General features: G+C 63.5%; 21 protein-coding genes. 11 read left to right on the top strand and 10 right to left on the bottom strand.

Annotation, left to right across the window (positions count from 1 at the left end; genetic code table 11):
* Nucleotides 1–41: 41 nt before the first annotated feature.
* Both OWC48_RS19915 and OWC48_RS19910 read right to left on the bottom strand, forming a co-directional pair.
* Nucleotides 42–383 carry a hypothetical protein gene (locus OWC48_RS19915; RefSeq protein WP_282521482.1) on the bottom strand — a complete coding sequence of 114 codons (342 nt, stop codon included), beginning with the start codon at nucleotides 381–383 and terminating at the stop codon, nucleotides 42–44.
* A 90-nt stretch (nucleotides 384–473) separates the two neighbouring features.
* On the bottom strand, nucleotides 474–986 hold the full coding sequence (locus tag OWC48_RS19910; protein ID WP_282521481.1) for a DUF4142 domain-containing protein: 513 nt from the start codon (nucleotides 984–986) through the stop codon (nucleotides 474–476).
* Between the two features lie 94 nt (nucleotides 987–1,080).
* On the opposite strand from OWC48_RS19910, the gene OWC48_RS19905 reads away from it, so the two are divergent.
* The 3 genes from OWC48_RS19905 to OWC48_RS19895 all read left to right on the top strand — a co-directional run bounded on the left by OWC48_RS19905 (nucleotide 1,081) and on the right by OWC48_RS19895 (nucleotide 1,809).
* Nucleotides 1,081–1,275 (top strand): hypothetical protein, encoded by a 195-nt coding sequence (locus OWC48_RS19905; RefSeq protein WP_282521480.1) that lies wholly within the window; start codon nucleotides 1,081–1,083, stop codon nucleotides 1,273–1,275.
* 114 nt (nucleotides 1,276–1,389) lie between these two features.
* Nucleotides 1,390–1,521, top strand: coding sequence for a hypothetical protein (locus OWC48_RS19900; RefSeq protein WP_256376429.1), 132 nt, complete (start codon nucleotides 1,390–1,392; stop codon nucleotides 1,519–1,521).
* A gap of 81 nt (nucleotides 1,522–1,602) precedes the next feature.
* A complete protein-coding gene (locus OWC48_RS19895; protein ID WP_282521479.1) occupies nucleotides 1,603–1,809 on the top strand; it encodes a hypothetical protein in 207 nt (68 codons plus the stop codon).
* Nucleotides 1,810–1,950: 141 nt separating this feature from the next.
* Here OWC48_RS19895 and OWC48_RS19890 read toward each other — a convergent pair whose 3' ends face one another.
* Nucleotides 1,951–2,184, bottom strand: coding sequence for a hypothetical protein (locus tag OWC48_RS19890; RefSeq protein WP_282521478.1), 234 nt, complete (start codon nucleotides 2,182–2,184; stop codon nucleotides 1,951–1,953).
* 174 nt (nucleotides 2,185–2,358) lie between these two features.
* Between OWC48_RS19890 and OWC48_RS19885 the strand changes: the two genes are divergently transcribed.
* Nucleotides 2,359–2,517 (top strand): hypothetical protein, encoded by a 159-nt coding sequence (locus OWC48_RS19885; RefSeq protein WP_282521477.1) that lies wholly within the window; start codon nucleotides 2,359–2,361, stop codon nucleotides 2,515–2,517.
* Nucleotides 2,518–2,665: 148 nt separating this feature from the next.
* On the opposite strand, the gene OWC48_RS19880 is transcribed toward OWC48_RS19885, so the two are convergent.
* From OWC48_RS19880 to OWC48_RS19855, 6 genes are all read right to left on the bottom strand, one after another.
* Nucleotides 2,666–3,148, bottom strand: a complete 483-nt coding sequence (locus tag OWC48_RS19880) for a hypothetical protein (protein ID WP_282521476.1) — start codon at nucleotides 3,146–3,148, stop codon at nucleotides 2,666–2,668.
* Nucleotides 3,148–3,483: a hypothetical protein gene (locus OWC48_RS19875; protein WP_282521586.1), complete on the bottom strand. Its 336-nt coding sequence runs from the start codon at nucleotides 3,481–3,483 to the stop codon at nucleotides 3,148–3,150. The genes OWC48_RS19880 and OWC48_RS19875 overlap by 1 nt, the downstream gene beginning before the upstream one ends.
* Nucleotides 3,476–4,063, bottom strand: coding sequence for a phosphatase PAP2 family protein (locus tag OWC48_RS19870; RefSeq protein ID WP_282521475.1), 588 nt, complete (start codon nucleotides 4,061–4,063; stop codon nucleotides 3,476–3,478). Before OWC48_RS19870 ends, OWC48_RS19875 begins: the two co-directional genes overlap by 8 nt.
* Before the next feature lie 102 nt (nucleotides 4,064–4,165).
* Nucleotides 4,166–5,056, bottom strand: a complete 891-nt coding sequence (locus tag OWC48_RS19865) for an SDR family oxidoreductase (RefSeq protein WP_282521474.1) — start codon at nucleotides 5,054–5,056, stop codon at nucleotides 4,166–4,168.
* 206 nt (nucleotides 5,057–5,262) lie between these two features.
* Nucleotides 5,263–5,814 (bottom strand): DUF4142 domain-containing protein, encoded by a 552-nt coding sequence (locus OWC48_RS19860; RefSeq protein WP_282521473.1) that lies wholly within the window; start codon nucleotides 5,812–5,814, stop codon nucleotides 5,263–5,265.
* Between the two features lie 81 nt (nucleotides 5,815–5,895).
* Nucleotides 5,896–6,123, bottom strand: coding sequence for a hypothetical protein (locus tag OWC48_RS19855; RefSeq protein WP_282521472.1), 228 nt, complete (start codon nucleotides 6,121–6,123; stop codon nucleotides 5,896–5,898).
* A gap of 152 nt (nucleotides 6,124–6,275) precedes the next feature.
* Here OWC48_RS19855 and OWC48_RS19850 point away from each other — a divergent pair, with 152 nt between their 5' ends.
* Nucleotides 6,276–6,650, top strand: a complete 375-nt coding sequence (locus OWC48_RS19850; protein ID WP_282521471.1) for a PRC-barrel domain-containing protein — start codon at nucleotides 6,276–6,278, stop codon at nucleotides 6,648–6,650.
* 23 nt (nucleotides 6,651–6,673) lie between these two features.
* On the top strand, nucleotides 6,674–6,823 hold the full coding sequence (locus OWC48_RS19845) for a hypothetical protein (RefSeq protein WP_282521470.1): 150 nt from the start codon (nucleotides 6,674–6,676) through the stop codon (nucleotides 6,821–6,823).
* 20 nt (nucleotides 6,824–6,843) lie between these two features.
* Here OWC48_RS19845 and OWC48_RS19840 read toward each other — a convergent pair whose 3' ends face one another.
* A complete protein-coding gene (locus tag OWC48_RS19840) occupies nucleotides 6,844–7,308 on the bottom strand; it encodes a helix-turn-helix domain-containing protein (RefSeq protein WP_166350493.1) in 465 nt (154 codons plus the stop codon).
* Between the two features lie 165 nt (nucleotides 7,309–7,473).
* Between OWC48_RS19840 and OWC48_RS19835 the strand changes: the two genes are divergently transcribed.
* The 5 genes from OWC48_RS19835 (at nucleotide 7,474) to OWC48_RS19815 (ending at nucleotide 12,520) form a co-directional block, all read left to right on the top strand.
* Nucleotides 7,474–8,211, top strand: a complete 738-nt coding sequence (locus OWC48_RS19835; protein WP_282521469.1) for an SDR family oxidoreductase — start codon at nucleotides 7,474–7,476, stop codon at nucleotides 8,209–8,211.
* Nucleotides 8,212–8,273: 62 nt separating this feature from the next.
* Nucleotides 8,274–9,275 (top strand): nitronate monooxygenase family protein, encoded by a 1,002-nt coding sequence (locus tag OWC48_RS19830; RefSeq protein WP_282521468.1) that lies wholly within the window; start codon nucleotides 8,274–8,276, stop codon nucleotides 9,273–9,275.
* A 108-nt stretch (nucleotides 9,276–9,383) separates the two neighbouring features.
* Nucleotides 9,384–9,803: a hypothetical protein gene (locus OWC48_RS19825; RefSeq protein ID WP_282521467.1), complete on the top strand. Its 420-nt coding sequence runs from the start codon at nucleotides 9,384–9,386 to the stop codon at nucleotides 9,801–9,803.
* A gap of 118 nt (nucleotides 9,804–9,921) precedes the next feature.
* Complete coding sequence (locus tag OWC48_RS19820) at nucleotides 9,922–11,496, top strand: alkaline phosphatase (RefSeq protein WP_282521466.1); 1,575 nt, start codon at nucleotides 9,922–9,924, stop codon at nucleotides 11,494–11,496.
* A 205-nt stretch (nucleotides 11,497–11,701) separates the two neighbouring features.
* The gene (locus tag OWC48_RS19815; RefSeq protein ID WP_282521465.1) at nucleotides 11,702–12,520 is read left to right on the top strand and encodes an aldo/keto reductase; all 819 of its coding nucleotides are present in this window, start codon (nucleotides 11,702–11,704) and stop codon (nucleotides 12,518–12,520) included.
* The last annotated feature ends 19 nt before the right edge of the window (nucleotides 12,521–12,539 follow it).

The following is a 12,539-nucleotide window of genomic DNA, read 5'->3' as shown; positions in this document are numbered from 1 at the left end:
TCCCCCGCGGCGTCGGCCGAATCCAAGGCGTGACGCAGTTGTCAAAATAGAGCGTCAGCCAAATTCGAAATCAAGCGCCAACGTTTGCGGCGCTTGGAATTGGAACCTGCCATGCTCAGCCCGGTCAAAATAACGATGAGGAGTGACGATGGTTCCATCCCGTTCAGGAAAAAGCCGCCCTGGCCGCTGGCATTCTGGCCTGCACCAGAGCTCCCAGCCCCAAGCTGGTGCCAAGCTGGCCCGCCCAGCTGGCGCGGGGCTGTGACCGGCGACCCCGCCGCAAGCTCCGCCACGCCACACGCTGATTCGCAGACCACGGGGACCGCGACCAGATCGAACCCCAGCGGCAGCGGCACCTCGACCTCGGGCGGCAGGGACGACAACGGCGATGCCGGCCGGGACAAGATGCCTGAGAGTAACCGTACGGTGCGGCCGGACAACCAGCAGCAACACCCGGAAGACAAATAGGGCTGCTATTTGTCCGCCATGGTGCGCTCCGCATCTTTGACCTGCGTGCGCAGCATCGGCAATTGCTCGCGCGCGAAGGCCGCGAGCGCAGGATTGTCGGGCGCTTTCAGATAGCGCTCGAGCAGACTGATGGCGGAGTCATATTCGGGAATTTGCGCGGCATAGAAGCTTCTGACGTAAGTTGGTCCATCCGCGCTTTCTGGCTCGGCGAGGCTTGCGCTCACTGACGTCGTCTTGCCGGCGTGCGGCTCCGCACCGATCGCGTCCTGAATCTGCTTCAGGATCTTGTCGCGCTTGCCTGCTTCCTCGGCGCGCAGGGCCGCGAGATTTTTCACCTCCGCATTGCCTTTCAGGTCGGTGCTCTCCAGCAGGCCCTGCTGGAAACGGCTGAAAGTGTAGAGGCCGTTGATGACATCGGTTGCGGTCGGCACGCGGTCGCCGGCCGTTCGCTCGCCCCTACTGTCGGCGAACGCCGAGGTGCTGACGAAAGCCAGGATGATCGCGACGAGAATCCTCATGCATCTCCAATGACCGATGGCGTGCGAAGTTCCCTGGCGTTACCATCCGGTAAGGGCGATTGCAGAGCGAGAGTTCCGTCCCCACATCTTCTGTATGAAACAGTCTGACATGTTCAGGGATAACGCCGACAATTGCCTTCAGCTCGCCGAGCGCGCGGAAGGGCAGCCCGCCCACAAGCGCTATTTGCGTATGGCGGATGCCTGGACGGCATTGGCGACCGAGCAGGACTGGCTGGATGGTGAAATCCCGCCCGTAAAGGTCCGCGTCCTCCGAACGCAGGATGCGTGAACGCTCGCATCTTCGTCAATCTGCATGTGAGACCGCTCACGGAATGCAAGCAACCAATCCAGGATCATCCACGAACAGTCGATCGCGTTGATTATTCCAGAAGGAGGTTTTGCGATGGCTCCACGTCTGGCTCTTCTTTCGCTCATTCTCGCCTTTGGCGTCTCGGTCGCGTTCGCGACAGTGACGACGGTGCGGCAGGTGCATCTGGAGAATGCATCGGCGGCAATCCACGCCACGCATAGTTAGCGCTGCGGGCCTCGCGCGCTGGAACATTCGTTGTGCCGGCGCGTAAGCGCTTCAGGACATCTGGAGAGGCGAGAGGACATCATGGCGCATTCCGACCACGGCATCGTCAAGGACAAGCGGGCGGAAGATCAACCGCGCGACAAGCAACGCGCGCAAACCGTGCACAAGACGGATCCGAAGGGCTCGCCGTCGCGTGAGGCGACGCGCGATCCCAAGCTCAACGATAACACCAAGACGCCGGGCTCAGGCGTGATGCCGGACGATTCCGGCGACGCGCCGACCGGCTAGTTCTCGCGAGGAACGAATCCCCGCGCGAAGCGTCGACAGGCTGCTTCCGGTTGTCATACCCCCGGTGAGCCGGAAGCAATCTCCAAGGACGGCCCTGGCACCACTGTGCCGGGGTCGTTTTGCTTGGCGAGGGACGTTCGATCAGTCGTTGCCGCCTTCGGTGTGTCCGTCGGGTCCGCGGCCGAACACCCCGAAGCTGCTCGACTTCACGCCGGCCACTGCATCAACGCCCACGGCGGCCAATCCGAACTTGAGGAGCTCGCGGACCGCTGCCGCCCGCGTCGGCATCCGATGTTTGAACCGGAAATCGTCGATGGCGGCCAGCTCTTCCGGGGAGAGCATGATCTGGAGGCGCTCGGCGCGAAGGTCATTCATGGTCGATCACGCAAAGTGAGTAAGTTGAGTAGTTTGCTCAACGAACGAGTCTGGCGCGAGTTCCACAAGAGTCGGAAAAATCACCAGATGAGTAAAAATACCCATTAAAATCAATAAGTTATTATTGAAACAACTCTGACGGTGGCGCATTCTCTCGGAGAGGGAGAAGAGGCCATGACGGAGGAAGTCAGGTTACCCCGCAAGCTTTCCGAAGAGCCCGAGGCGCCCAAGCCGGTGCGTCCGAGTCATCAGAAGGTCATCGAGCAAGTCGAGCGCTGGGCCAACAGCTCGGGGCTGCAACCACCGAGGATGGAAGATGCGAAGACGATCTGAGCCGCATACATTTGAGCAACGTCTCAAGGCAGAGCAGCTGCGGCTCGAGCAGGAATTGTCGGGCTTGCCGGATGGACAGCAGCGCGATTCTGTCGTGGCGCGCATCGATCAGCTTCAGACCGCTGCTGCGATGCATGATTTCCTGATGCTACGGGAGGCCGCGGCCGCTCGCTGATTGCCCCTGGCGTCCGTGCTCCGTGCGGCGAGAGGTGATGCGAAGCGTCCGCCTCAGCCACCACGCCGACACCGAAACCAGGACCCAGACCAGAATGGCGATGGCGAACGCGCCGATGATGCTTGCCGATACCGTGACGTAGAACGCGGCCGCGAACGCTGCGAGGCCGATACTTCCAAGGCCAGCGCCCGCGGCGTCCAGCGCGGCCGCCTGCTGTCCGCGCCTCCGTCCGCTGAAACCGGCCTTCTCCTTGGCGCGGCGCTCATGGCTTTCGATCAGCGTGGCGCTGGCGCAGAAGACGGCGGGAAGCGCGAGGAAGAGCCCGCCGGCTGAAGCGCCGAACCGCGCTCCCACGACGCCTGCGAAAACCGTCGCCAGTCCACCGAGCAGGAAGCGAACGCCGTATTCGTACCAGCGCGTCTGATGAAGCGACGACGATGACAGCTTGATCAGCATCAGGCGGCACCTCCAAGACCCGCGAGCAGGCCGAAGGCGACTGCGAGCCATACGGCAAAAGCGACGATGGTGGCGGGCAGCGCCGCGAGCCGAAATCTCATCAGGAGATGGCAGACGACGAGGCTGTAGCATGCGAGGGCGACCGCGCCGTAAATCATGGTCCGGCTTTCGGCCGCAGCGTAGCGCGGGCCGTGCTGAACGACCGCGATGCCGAGCGTGGCGAGCGCGACCGACGGCGCGGCGCCGAGGAGGCCGCCAAAACTCTTGGGCTTGAGCGCGTCACCGAGGATTGCGAACGCGCCGCCGGCGATGAAGCGCACGACATATTCAGTCATGGCGACGCCCGCCATCGTCGTTTCCGCGCCGCGGTTTGGTCAGCGTCCATGGCCGCATCAGTCGCTCCACGGCCGCACCAAGGACGAAGCCCGCGACGACGTCGCTCGCCCAATGCGCGAGCACCGCAATCCGAGTCAGCGAAAGCCCGACCGCAACCGCGCGTAGCAACCGACGCGGGGTTTTCGGCAGCAAGCCGGCCGCGGAGGCAAGCGCGCCCATATGAACCGCGTGACCGGAAGGGAAGGCGTCGCGCGCCTGTCCCGAGATCGGAACTCCATGTCGGTGCCCTCGTATGGTCAGCCGGTCTGGTCTGATCTGATCGAACATGGATTTCAGGACGTGGGGCAGAACGGCCGTCGCCAGTGAAACAGCTAGAACGTGGTTTGCAATGGGCCGCTGTTGCGGCTGCCGAAGATGAGCGTAGAGCCAACCCGCGGCAGCCAGCGCGAGCAACACGTGCTCGTCGGCGGCCCAGGTCAATGTCTGCGCGGTGTGCTCGAGGCCTGAATTGGTGTGATCAGCGATCTCATCCGCGATCGCGATGTCGATCTTGGTAGGTTTGACGTCAACTAATGCCATCGGTTTTCGAGCGTGATATCCTTCATGACATTCCTGTAAAGCTTGGATGACCGCGAAGGTTCCTGAGTGGCAGTCTGCGCTGCTCCGCTCATGTGGATGGCGTTACGGCTGTCCCGATCCGCCCGCCGAGCCATACACCTGGCCCGTCGCGTAGCTCGCATCGGTCGCGGCAAGCTGCACATAGATCGAAGCGAGCTCGGCCGGCTGGCCGGGGCGACCGAGCGGCGTCATGTCGCCGAACTTCTCGAGCTTCTCCATCGTGGCGCCGCCGGAGACCTGGAGTGGCGTCCAGATCGGTCCCGGAGCGACGCCGTTGACGCGAATGCCCTTCGGCGCGAGCTGCTTCGCCAGCGACTTCACGTAGTTCATCGTCGCGGCCTTGGTCTGTGCATAATCGTAGAGGTCCGGCGAGGGATCGTAAGCCTGCTCCGACGTCGTGCCGATGATGCAGGAGCCCGGCTTGAGATGCGGCATCGCTGCCTTGATGATCCAGAACGGCGCGTAGATGTTGGTCTTCATGGTCGCGTCGAAATCTTCCGACGAGACGTCGAGGATCGAGGCGCGCGTCTGCTGCCGTGCCGCGTTGTTGACGAGGATGTCGAGCCCGCCGAGGCCTTGCACGGACTGCTCGACCAGCTTCTTGCAGAACGCTTCATCCTTGAGATCCCCGGGGATCGCAAGCCCGGTGCGCCCTTCCTTCCTGATCAGAGCGATCACCTCCTGTGCGTCGGGCTCTTCCGCCGGCAGATAGTTGATGGCGACGTCGGCGCCCTCGCGCGCATAGGCGATCGCAGCCGCGCGGCCCATGCCGGAATCGCCACCGGTGATCAGCGCCTTCCGGCCGGCGAGCCGGCCGGAGCCCCTGTAGCTGGTCTCGCCGTGGTCCGGCCGAGGTTCCATCTTGCCGGCAAGGCCCGGCCAGGGCTGCGACTGCTTCTTGAACGGCGGCTTCGGAAAGCGGGTGACGGGATCAATCAGGTCGTGCTCGGCCATCTCTGTGTTTCCTTTCGCTGACGAAGACGCCAGCGAAGCCGCAGCGAGCGTCGCGCTCGCCGCGTGAACGACGTGCCGGCGGGATACTGAAGTCTTGCCTTGATGCGCCATGGTGGTCTCCGCAACCTTGCGATCTCGACGAGCGGGACGAGTGGAGAGGTTGCTAACATGAGGACGCCGGTGAGGCCGGCATCCTTACGCGATGATTACCTGGACTGCCCGACGCTAGGCGCCTTGCCGAGCTCCTTGGCCATATCGAGATGATGCTTGAGTGCCGGCAGCGTCTTGCCGGCCCAGTCCTTCAGCGCCGAGTTGTCGCCACCCTTGGCGTAGCGCTCGAATAGCGAGACCGCGTCCTCATGCGCGCTGACCTGATAGGAGTTGTAGTCCGAGGTGAAATCCTTGCCCGTAACGCCCTTGAGCTTGTCGAGCTTGCTCTGGTGCGCACTGTCGAGCGCCGTCGGCAGGGTCGCCTGCACCTTGCCGTCGCCGACCAGGCCCTTGAGCTGGCTGCTGGTCTTGGTGTGGTCGGTCACCATTTGCTGGGCGAAGGATTTCTCCTGCGCAGTGCCCTTCTGCTCGGCGAGCTTGCTGGATTCGATTTCGAACATGTCGCTGATGGCGACCTCCTTGACGAAATCGGCGGTCGCGGGCGCGACGCCGAGCGCCGAGTTGATGCCGGTTTTCTCGCCGAGCGACTGGGCGAGCGCGGGGCCTGTGAAAAGCACGCAAGCAAAGGCGATGACGGCACGTCTCATGGTCGGTCCTCCGGATTGGCGACGCGGCCGCTGGCCGCGCGGGTCTTTGCGCCGACCAACACCGCGCCGGGACCGAGGTTCCTAATCCGTCGGATTGCGACCGGTGCGCGGATTGATCGGATCGGTCGGCTTGCGCCGCAACCTCTCAGGCAGGAACGGTTCTGCCGGCGAGGCCGACGGAACAGCGCGCACATCGGCGTGTCGCTGCGCCCGCTCATGCGGGGTCTGGTTGGTGTTGAACTGTCGCTTGACGTCGACACCGTCGACGGGATCGTTGATGCCGTGCTGGATATCGCGAAAATCGCTCATGCTTCACCTCACGCCAGGTGTCCTGATGTGAATACGAGAACGGCGCGTTTTCCGTGATGTTCCTGCTTGGCCGCGAGATGCCACACCTGCACGCAGGAACGATCATCCCTTCACGCAAGTTGATCCATACATTGGCTGAGTGGAGAAGCGGGATGTTGAATCAAGGCGAACTGGATCGCGGCGAGATGGGCCGATTGATCGGCAGTGACAAGGTCGAGGGAACATCGGTCTATGGCGCCGACCGCAACAAGATCGGTTCGATCGAACGCGTGATGATCGACAAGGTCAGCGGCAAGGTGTCCTACGCCGTGCTCGGCTTCGGCGGCTTCCTGGGCCTCGGCAACGATCACTATCTACTGCCCTGGCAGTCGCTGAAATACGATACGGAGCTCGGCGGCTATGTCACCGGGATTACCGCCAAGACGCTCGAAGGCGCGCCGAAATATGGCGAACGCAGCGATTGGAACTGGGGTGACGACGCGGCAGTCCGCGGCATCAACTCGTATTACGGTGTTCCCTTCGCGTAAGCTCCCATGGAAAGCGAGATCCGATGAGCAAGGAACGGCCCACCGACGATCCCCGGCGTCAGAATGACTGGGGATCCCACGCCCAGACCGACAAGCCCTGGAAGGGCAATCCGGAGAAGGAGCAGAAGTCGGGCGAGACAAGAGACCAAGACGCACTGAGCAGAGGCGGTTGAAGGATGCGCCTGGCGCCACTCTATCCCACCGCCTCCTTCCGCCCCGGTCCCGCATGCACATGCACCTGTTTCGCGTGCAGCGGCTCACCGCATTCCGAGCAGACCATCACGGGGTCGAACTCCTTGCCGCAAGTCTTGTGCTGGTGCAGCAGCGGGCGGCCGCGCTCGTCGCCCATGTGGGTGTCGCCCCAATGCACCATCGCCATGATGATCGGGTAGAGGTCGAGGCCCTTCTGCGTCAGGATGTATTCGTAGCGCTTGGGCGCCTCGGAATAGGGGACGCGGCGCAGGATGCCGAACCGTACCAGCTTCTTCAGTCGCTCCGAGAGCAGGTGCCGCGTGATCTGGAGCGAGGACTGAAATCCCTCGAACCGGCGCACGCGTAAAAAACATTCGCGCAGGATCAGCAGCGTCCAGCGGTCGCCGACCACGGCGACGGTGCGGGAGAGCGAGCAGGGCTCTTCATCCAGCGTGTCCCACTTCATGGTGCGATCTCCGGCAAAGGGTAGTAAGTCAGAAAAAGGAACTGACTTGAATGATCAGCGCTATTTCTATTGAAGGCTATCATTCACCCCCGTGGTTTGACAGTTCTATTTTAGAACTATAGCCTCTGACGCGGTCACATACCGTTCTCACCGAAGGAGGCGACCTTGCCCAAGCGAAATGCGACAGCCGCCGTGATCGGGGCCGGCGATTTCATCGGCTCCGAGATCGCCAAGAAATTTGCCGCGGAAGGTTTCACGGTCTTCGCCGGCCGCCGCAACGGTGACAAGCTGGCGCCGCTGGTGGAGGACATCGAGGCCGCCGGCGGCGAGATTCACGCGCGCTCGCTCGATGCACGCAAAGAGGAGGAGGTCATCTCCTTCCTCAATGACGCCGACCAGCATGCGCCGCTCGAAGTCTGCATCTTCAACGTCGGTGCCAACGTCAATTTCCCGATCCTCGACACCACCGAGCGCGTATTCCGGAAAGTGTGGGAGATGGCCTGCTATTCCGGCTTCCTCGCGGGCCGGGAAGCGGCGCGGCTGATGCTGCCGCGCGGTGGCGGCAACATCTTCTTCACCGGCGCGACGGCGAGCTTGCGCGGCGGCAGTGGCTTTGCCGCCTTTGCCAGCGCCAAGTTTGGTTTGCGCGCGGTGGCGCAGGCGATGGCGCGCGAGCTCGGGCCGAAGAACATCCACGTCGCCCATCTCATCATCGATTCCGGCGTCGACACCGAGTGGGTGCGGCAGCGCCGGCTCGAAGCGCTCGGGGCGAATGCGCTTGATAATCCCGACCTTCTGATGCCGCCGTCGTCTGTCGCGGATGCCTATTGGCAGCTCTATCAGCAGCCGAAGAGCGCCTGGACCTTCGAGATGGAGATCCGCCCCTTCGGAGAGAAATGGTGACCGCGGAGCAAAAGTCCGACTAGACTGATCCCAATACAAACTGAAATCCGGGAGGCCCCTACGTGAAGACTGCGATCACCGAACTGTTCGGCATCGAGCACCCGATCATCCAGGGCGGCATGCATTTCGTCGGCTTTGCCGAACTCGCCGCTGCCGTCTCCAATGCCGGAGGGCTTGGCATCATCACGGGCCTCACGCAGAAGACGCCGGAATTGCTCGCGAAGGAAATCGCGCGCTGCCGCGACATGACGGACAAGCCGTTGGGCGTGAACCTCACCTTCCTGCCGACCTTCTCGGCGCCGCCTTATCCGGAATACATCGCGGCCATCGTCGAAGGCGGCATCAAGGCGGTCGAGACGGCGGGGCGCAGCCCGGAGCAGTACATGCCTGCGCTGAAGGCCGCTGGCATCAAGGTGATCCACAAATGCACATCGGTCCGCCACTCGCTGAAGGCCGAGCGCATCGGCTGCGACGCCGTCAGCGTCGACGGCTTTGAGTGCGGCGGCCATCCCGGCGAAGACGACATTCCCAACATGATCCTGCTGCCGCGCGCGGCGGAGGAATTGAAGATCCCGTTCGTGGCCTCCGGCGGCATGGCCGACGGGCGCAGCCTCGTCGCGGCGCTGTCGCTGGGCGCCGCCGGAATGAACATGGGCACGCGCTTCATCGCCACCAAGGAAGCACCGGTGCATCAGAACGTGAAGAACGCGCTTGTTGCGGCCACCGAGCTCGACACCCGCCTGATCATGCGCGCTCTCCGCAACACCGAGCGCGTGCTGAAGAACGCCAACGTCGATCGTCTGCTCGAGATCGAGCGCGAGAAGGGCGCCAAGTTGAGCATCGACGATATCCACGACCAGGTCGCGGGCGTCTATCCCAAGATCATGCTGGACGGCCAGATGGACGCCGGCGCCTGGAGCTGCGGCATGGTCGCAGGACTGATCCACGACATCCCCTCCTGCAAGGAACTCGTCGATCGCATCATGGATGAGGCGGAACAGATCATCCGCAGCCGCCTGATGGGGTTCCTGGACGGGACGGGTGCAGCGCGAAAGGTCGCCTGACAGCGCCAAACTTCTTAACCACGGCGGCACTTGGCCGCTGGAATTGCGCGTGACGCCTCCTAAATAGGGGTAAATCACCCTTGAAATAAGCAATCTCAAGAGGCGTCCGTGGTCCTGAAGAGCGTTCCTTTTGCAGTTGCCATTGCCCTCGTGCTCGCATGGGGCGGCATTGCGCGCGCTGACGACTACAAGCCCGACGAATATCTTGGTCTCGATCTCTCCAAGGCGGTGCTGTCGCCGAAGCGGCTCGGGCCCGAGACGCAGTTCGCCCCGGTCGCGTTGGAGGCGAAGGGTGGCAACGAGGCGCAGGCGCGCGCCGAGCCGATGGACGTGCCGAAGAAAGTTGCCGCCGAGCGCGTGCACGTGGCCGAGCCGAAGCCTGTTCATGCCAGGAGCGCCCAGCCACGCGGCGCAGCGCGTACCAAGCTCGCACATCGTCGCGGCAATCCGCTGGACGCGCAGGCGATGGACACCCGCATCCAGACCTGGCCGTGCCGCACCGGCGGCATTTGCAACTGGAAGCGCTAGCCGGGTCTGTCCCGTCATCCCCGCGTCGCAAAACCGTAGGCGCGGAGTCAAGAAACCGTCAGGATAGGGGTCAAGGAGCGCAGGCACCTTCCGTCGCGATTCGACGAAGGTTTCCTGAATGGCAACGCTCCGCGCCTCGCGCGCATGGACCCGGCGGCAGTTCCTGGTCCGCTCGACTTCAAGTCTCGCCGTTGCCGCGCTCGGCACACTCGCAAAGCCATCGATCAGCCGCGCCGCCGATCGCCCGCAAATCATGGGCGGCATTCAGTCCGGCGATGTCTCGGATGGCTCCGCCGTGATCTGGGCGCGCGCCGACCGGCCCGCGCGAATGCAGGTGGAATGCGCGACCGTCGAGAGTTTCAAGACGATCATGGCGTCAGCTTCGCGCGACGCGCTGCCCGATGCCGACCTCACCGCAAAACTGCTGCTGAACGATCTGCCGTCCGGGCAGGACATCTTCTATCGCGTGCGTTTCGACGACATCGCCACCGGCATTGCCGGCGAAAGCCGCGTCGGCCATTTCCGCACCGCGCCGGCCGCAGGGCAATCTATCTCGTTCGTGTGGTCGGGCGACGTCGCGGGGCAGGGCTGGGGCATCGACATCTCGCGCGGCGGCTATCGCAGCTATCGCACCATGCTGGACAATCGCCCGGACTTCTTCATCCACTCCGGCGATCACATCTACGCCGACTGCACGATTCCCTCCGAGCAGAAGCTGCCGAACGGCGAGACCTGGCGCAATCTGGTGACCGAGGAGAAAGCCGAGGCCGCGCACACGCTGGCGCAATTCCGCGGCAACTACAAATACAACCATCTCGACGAGCATTTTCGCGCGTTCCATGCGAACGTCCCGATGTTCGCACAGTGGGACGACCACGAGGTCACCAACGACTGGTCGCCGACCGGCAGCTACGACGACGCCGGCTATGAAGACGACGGCACACCGCGCCTGGTCTCGCGCGCCCGTCGCGCCTTCTTCGATTTCATGCCGATCCGCGACATCGGCGCACGACAGGGCCGGGTCTATCGCAAGATCGCTTACGGTCCGCTGCTCGACGTCTTCATGATCGACATGCGCAGCTACCGCGATGACAGCTGGAACAAGGGCGAGGACCATCGCGGCTGGATTCTCGGTGCCGAGCAGCTCGCCTGGCTGAAGCGGGAGCTCGCCGCTTCGCGTGCCACCTGGAAGGTGATCGCGGCCGACCTGCCGATTGGCCTCGTCAGCCTCGATGCCGTCGCGCTCGGCAATGGAGCGCCCGATCGGCGTGAGCACGAAATCGCAGATCTGCTGGCCTCGATCAAGCGCGCGGGCATCCGCAACATCGTCTGGCTCACCGCCGACATGCACTACACCGCCGCGCATTATTACGATCCGAACAGGGCGCAATTCCAGGATTTTGAGCCGTTCTGGGAGTTCGTCTCCGGCCCGCTCCATGCCGGCACCTGGGGTCCGGGCGAGCTCGACAACACGTTTGGCCCGGTCGCGATGTACCAGAACGGCTGCAGCGAGGCGCAGGGGGAGAACCTCGCGCCGTGCTTCGGCCTGCAGTTCTTCGGCAGGGTCGACATCGACGGTGCGAGCGGCGTGATGACCGTGACCTTGAAAGACGTCGACAACCGCGACCTCTGGTCGGTCGACATCGTGCCGCAGCCGCAGGCGCGCCCGGCCGTGGTGGCGCAGCATTCGTGACTCTCTCCGTCGTCATGGCCGGGACGAGCCCGGGCATGACGGTGGGGAAGGGTTTGCGTATCCAAAGCTAACCCGATCTTGATTGGCCGCCGCACGCCTCCCGCGCTATACTGATTGCTCCCGCCACCTCTTTTCCATCACCGAAGAGTTTACCCTCGCGGCCCCACCGCGTGTTCGGCGGCTGAAATACGTCAGGAGTTGACCCATGGATCATCTGAAGACACAGGGCATCAGCATGCCCAAGCTCGGCCTAGGCACCTTCCGCATGCAGGGCGATGCCTGCCGCGCGGCGGTCGAGAGCGCGCTGTCGATCGGCTATCGCCACATCGACACCGCCGAGATGTACGCCAATGAAGAGCCGATCGGTGCGGCGCTCGCCGCGGCCCGACTGCCGCGCGGCGAGCTGCATGTCACGACCAAGGTTTGGCACGAGAATCTCAACCCCGATGCGATCCGCCGCGCCTTCGACACCAGCCTGACCAAGCTCCGGCTCGACCATGTCGATCTCTACCTCGTGCACTGGCCATCGAAATCCGCGAACTGGGGCGCGGTGTTCGAGACCCTGATGGAGCTGAAGGAGGAGGGGCGTACGCGGGCGATCGGCGTGGCCAATTTCACCACGGCGCTGCTCAAGATTGCGGTCGAGGACATCAAGGCCCCGATCGCCTGCAACCAGATTGAATATCACGCCATGCTCGATCAATCGAAGGTGCTGGCCTATCTCAACGCCAGGTCGATCCCGCTGGTCGCCTATTGCCCGCTCGCGCAGGGACGCATCGCGTCGGATCCGGTGCTGGCCGAGATCGGTGCCAGGCACAACGCGACCGCCGCGCAGGTCGCGCTGAAATGGCTGCTCGACCAGAACGGTGTCGCTGCGATCCCGAAGGCCTCGCGCCGCGAAAGCCAGCAGGCCAACCTCGATGCGTTGAAGATCACGCTCGACGATTTCGACCGCAACAAGATCGCGGCGTTGCCCAAGGACAGGCGTTGCGTCAATCCAGGCTTTGCGCCGGCGTGGGATTAGCGCCAGCACGCTTTTCGGA

The sequence above is a fragment of the Bradyrhizobium sp. Arg816 genome, from assembly GCF_029989365.1.
Classification (GTDB): Bacteria; Pseudomonadota; Alphaproteobacteria; order Rhizobiales; family Xanthobacteraceae; genus Bradyrhizobium.
Note: the sequence above shows the minus strand (reverse complement) of the source record. Positions and strands in the feature narration are given on the sequence as shown.

What these genes read in the sequence shown, in the direction of transcription:
- OWC48_RS19910 (WP_282521481.1), bottom strand. Translation starts at nt 986, where the DNA reads ATGAGGATTCTCGTCGCGATCATCCTGGCTTTCGTCAGCACCTCGGCG.
- OWC48_RS19905 (WP_282521480.1), top strand. Translation starts at nt 1,081, where the DNA reads ATGAAACAGTCTGACATGTTCAGGGATAACGCCGACAATTGCCTTCAG.
- OWC48_RS19900 (WP_256376429.1), top strand. Translation starts at nt 1,390, where the DNA reads ATGGCTCCACGTCTGGCTCTTCTTTCGCTCATTCTCGCCTTTGGCGTC.
- OWC48_RS19895 (WP_282521479.1), top strand. Translation starts at nt 1,603, where the DNA reads ATGGCGCATTCCGACCACGGCATCGTCAAGGACAAGCGGGCGGAAGAT.
- OWC48_RS19890 (WP_282521478.1), bottom strand. Translation starts at nt 2,184, where the DNA reads ATGAATGACCTTCGCGCCGAGCGCCTCCAGATCATGCTCTCCCCGGAA.
- OWC48_RS19885 (WP_282521477.1), top strand. Translation starts at nt 2,359, where the DNA reads ATGACGGAGGAAGTCAGGTTACCCCGCAAGCTTTCCGAAGAGCCCGAG.
- OWC48_RS19880 (WP_282521476.1), bottom strand. Translation starts at nt 3,148, where the DNA reads ATGCTGATCAAGCTGTCATCGTCGTCGCTTCATCAGACGCGCTGGTAC.
- OWC48_RS19875 (WP_282521586.1), bottom strand. Translation starts at nt 3,483, where the DNA reads ATGACTGAATATGTCGTGCGCTTCATCGCCGGCGGCGCGTTCGCAATC.
- OWC48_RS19870 (WP_282521475.1), bottom strand. Translation starts at nt 4,063, where the DNA reads ATGGCATTAGTTGACGTCAAACCTACCAAGATCGACATCGCGATCGCG.
- OWC48_RS19865 (WP_282521474.1), bottom strand. Translation starts at nt 5,056, where the DNA reads ATGGCCGAGCACGACCTGATTGATCCCGTCACCCGCTTTCCGAAGCCG.
- OWC48_RS19860 (WP_282521473.1), bottom strand. Translation starts at nt 5,814, where the DNA reads ATGAGACGTGCCGTCATCGCCTTTGCTTGCGTGCTTTTCACAGGCCCC.
- OWC48_RS19855 (WP_282521472.1), bottom strand. Translation starts at nt 6,123, where the DNA reads ATGAGCGATTTTCGCGATATCCAGCACGGCATCAACGATCCCGTCGAC.
- OWC48_RS19850 (WP_282521471.1), top strand. Translation starts at nt 6,276, where the DNA reads ATGTTGAATCAAGGCGAACTGGATCGCGGCGAGATGGGCCGATTGATC.
- OWC48_RS19845 (WP_282521470.1), top strand. Translation starts at nt 6,674, where the DNA reads ATGAGCAAGGAACGGCCCACCGACGATCCCCGGCGTCAGAATGACTGG.
- OWC48_RS19840 (WP_166350493.1), bottom strand. Translation starts at nt 7,308, where the DNA reads ATGAAGTGGGACACGCTGGATGAAGAGCCCTGCTCGCTCTCCCGCACC.
- OWC48_RS19820 (WP_282521466.1), top strand. Translation starts at nt 9,922, where the DNA reads ATGGCAACGCTCCGCGCCTCGCGCGCATGGACCCGGCGGCAGTTCCTG.
- OWC48_RS19815 (WP_282521465.1), top strand. Translation starts at nt 11,702, where the DNA reads ATGGATCATCTGAAGACACAGGGCATCAGCATGCCCAAGCTCGGCCTA.